Here is a 3,192-nt window from a genome sequence, read left to right as displayed (position 1 = left end):
CGGGCGCTCGGCTCAGGGCTCCACAGGCGAACTCCCGGGCGCTGGCGTCAGCTCCCCCTACCCACCACCGGCGGAACTCTGCAAGTCACCCGTTTCGAGCCGCTTACGCGTTTGGTGCTAGGGACTCTCACCGGGGGGTATGACTCACCAGGGCGACAAGATGCTGACAGAACCAAGCCGGAGAAGTCCTCAGGAGACGTTCAACAATCTGCGCTGGAACATGCGGCTGGAAGAGGTGAAGCGCATCTTCACCAAGGTCGCTGAGGGGGACGGCCGCCCCCCTGAGTTCGTGGGTCACGAGCCTGGGGCTACTCGGGGACTTGTCGGCCCTGTTGTTTTCAAGGGGCATCCCAGTACCGGGCACTTCTATTTTGATGGGAGCCGGCTTGTTCAAGTTCGGGTTGAGTTAGCGACGGCCTACGATAAGGACAGCCTTGTCGAAGGGCACCATGCCCTCTTCGATACGCTCGCGAACGAATTCGGACAGGCGATACGCACTGTGTACAAGGACTTCTTTTGGCAGACCCTTGCGAGTGAGATCCTCCTCCACCTTTACGCCCGCGAAAAAGACGTAGGCCTCGCGGTCACGTTCATGAAGCGTAAGGGCTACGACCTGTTGGGAAAGCCAGCGTTCGAAGGATATGGCAAGGCGCTATGGCTCATGACATCCCATGACGTTGGGGGGCTGTATGAGATTGAGAGAGGCCGTGGCACGAGCATGCAGATCGCTCACGTCGACTCGCAATTCTTCAAGAGGCGTGTTCAATGTTGCTTCGACTTCCGGGAAGGGTTGCTCCAGGGTGTCCGTGAGTCTGTCGAGAGTCCTTCCAGAGAAGAGGCGCACACCGTTGCACGTGAATGTGCCGAGGAGTTGGCGAAGATCTACGGCACTCCCATGAGACATGAATCGTACGCAAACGAGCCTGTTTGGAAATGGGAGACCTTTGAGTCACTCATCAACCTCATGGTCATTCCTGGGGAGTCAGGAGCGAAATGGACGATTCAGGCATCTTTCACGAGTTTGGCGCTGGACTACGGTTGGTCTTACTGAGGGCCGGTTTCGGTAGGGCATCCAGGTCGTTCCTTGCCCGTGGAGCAGGCTGCCAAGAATGAGGCCAACCAAGACGGGCCCTTAGGAACGGTGGACACCCCATCACCGCGGGGCCGAGCGAACATTTACGTTCAGCTGGGGTGGAAAGGCGTACCGCTGGACGCATGAAGCGGGCCAAGCTCCTCGCCGTTAGACCCGGCCCCGCGTTCCCAAAGAGAGGGACGCGGGGCCTTTTCTTTTCAGCCCGTCATCCGGGTGGACACGGGAGTTCCCTCGAGCACGGGCGGAGCCGGGGCTTACGGAGGCGAGCCCCGCCTTTGCCGCGACGGTGGAGGAGCCGAGCAAGGAGCGCACACCCCGTTTGGACTTCCATGAGGAGGCCGCTCGAAGTCAAGTGCCGGCCCTGCATGGCAACCTGCGTCCTGTCGAGAAGCCGCTCCGCCACGCTTCCATCCGCACTTGGGTGAGGCCCAGCAGGGACTCGGTGCATGTTGGGGTCCGAACCGGCCGGGCGCTGCCATCTGGGCCACGAGCTTGGAAGCTCCAGTCCACTCGCGCAGTCGCCCGGACGGGCGGTTCGTGGTTTCTCGAATCAGGCGCTCGGGGCCTGCTCAGCGCCGCGATAGCTCTCTTCTTCCCTTCCCAGGAGCTCGTCCGCCGGCGTGCTTAGCATCGGAATCCTTCCGAGCTTCAAGCAGGGCCAGGAGCGCTCCTTGCTTGGCCCCTTCCATTCGCTCCAGCGCCCACGTGGCCACCCCGCGTATCTGAGCGTCGGAGTTCTTCAAGGCTTTCACCAAGGCCGGAACCGCTGCCTTTCCGGCCCCTTCGATGTATCCAAGCGCATCTGCGGCCTGCTTGCGCACTTGTTCGTCGGAATCCCTCAGGGCTTGCGCCAGGCCGGGGACCAATGCATTTCCAGCCTCTCCGATGAGCCCTAGCGTCAGTGCTGCCAGCTGGTGCACCCCCGCGTCGGAATCCTCCAGGGCTTGCGCCAGGGCCGGGATCGCTACCTGTCCGGCCATCCCCATGCGCAGCAGCCCCTCTGCGGCTCCCCTGCGCGCTGCCGTGTCTGAATCCTTCAAGATTTTCATCAGGACCGGAGCCGCTGCCTGCCCGACCTCTCCCATGCGCGCCAACGTGAATACGGCCTGCCCGCGTACTTCAGGGCGAGGGTCCTTTAGGGCTTGCGCCAGGGCCGGAACCGCTGCGCGACCAGCCTCTCCCATGAGCCCCAGCATTAGTGCGGCCAACGGGTGCACTTCCTCGTGGGAATCCATCAGGGTTTCCAAAAGGGCGGGGACCGCCACCCGCCCGGCCATTCCCATACGCATTAGCGCTCCTGCAGAGCCCTTGCGCATTGCCGTGTCTGAAGCCTTCAAGGCGTACAGCAGGGCAGGGACCGCCGCCTGCCCGGCTTCCCCCATGCGCGCCAGCGCTTCAGCAGCCGCCCGGCCCACTCCAGGCCGGGAATCCTTCAGGGCTTCCACGAGAACCGGAACCGCCACACGTCCCGCCGCTCCCATCATTCCCAGCGCTCTGGCAGCTCCCTGGCACACCTCTGCGTCAGCATCCTTCAAGGCTTCCACCAGGGCCGGAACCGCTTCCGGCGCGGTCCTTCCCAGGCGCCCTAGCGCCAATGTCGCCTGAAGACGATCCTCGGGATCCGGCAAGGTGAGGTTCGCGATGAGACGTCGGATGCGCTGGAGACGCTGGGCACTCTGGAGCAGCGCTGGATCCAACCCAGCCAACCCGGCAAGTTCCAGCGGCATCCAGTGGGACTCTGTCGCACCAGGAACCTTGGCCAAGTAGCAGTCCCGAATCGCCAGCAGGAAACCCTGAGTTCGTTGCGGTACGCCAAGTTTGGCCTTCGCTTCGGCCAGGAATCGAAGCCACGCCTCCTTATCTGCTCCGAGCGTCTCAACCAAGTACAGCCCCGCGAGATATTCGGCCAATGGATCGAGGCCAAATTGGAGTGTGTCCCCGGGGTTGAGGGTCCGGAGCAGGCGCAAACGCTCTTCGAGGTAAGGAGCCGCGCAGAAATAAAGTTTCAGTTTGGCCGGAGGGTGTAATTCCACTCACCATGGAAGTTGGAGCGCTCAAGGTGAAGGGCGGCCATCTGCTCGCGGCTGACGTCGACGCCT

2 protein-coding genes are annotated in these 3,192 nt (G+C 62.6%); one reads left to right on the top strand and one right to left on the bottom strand.

What is annotated here, in order from left to right:
- Positions 1 to 235: 235 nt before the first annotated feature.
- Positions 236 to 1,051, top strand: coding sequence for a hypothetical protein (locus KY501_RS52700; protein WP_224373228.1), 816 nt, complete (start codon positions 236 to 238; stop codon positions 1,049 to 1,051).
- Positions 1,052 to 1,662: 611 nt separating this feature from the next.
- On the opposite strand, the gene KY501_RS52695 is transcribed toward KY501_RS52700, so the two are convergent.
- The gene (locus KY501_RS52695; protein ID WP_224373227.1) at positions 1,663 to 3,126 is read right to left on the bottom strand and encodes a HEAT repeat domain-containing protein; all 1,464 of its coding nucleotides are present in this window, start codon (positions 3,124 to 3,126) and stop codon (positions 1,663 to 1,665) included.
- Between the last annotated feature and the right edge of the window lie 66 nt (positions 3,127 to 3,192).

The sequence above is a fragment of the Hyalangium versicolor genome (assembly GCF_020103695.1).
Lineage (GTDB): Bacteria > Myxococcota > Myxococcia > Myxococcales > Myxococcaceae > Hyalangium > Hyalangium versicolor.
Note: the sequence above shows the minus strand (reverse complement) of the source record. Positions and strands in the feature narration are given on the sequence as shown.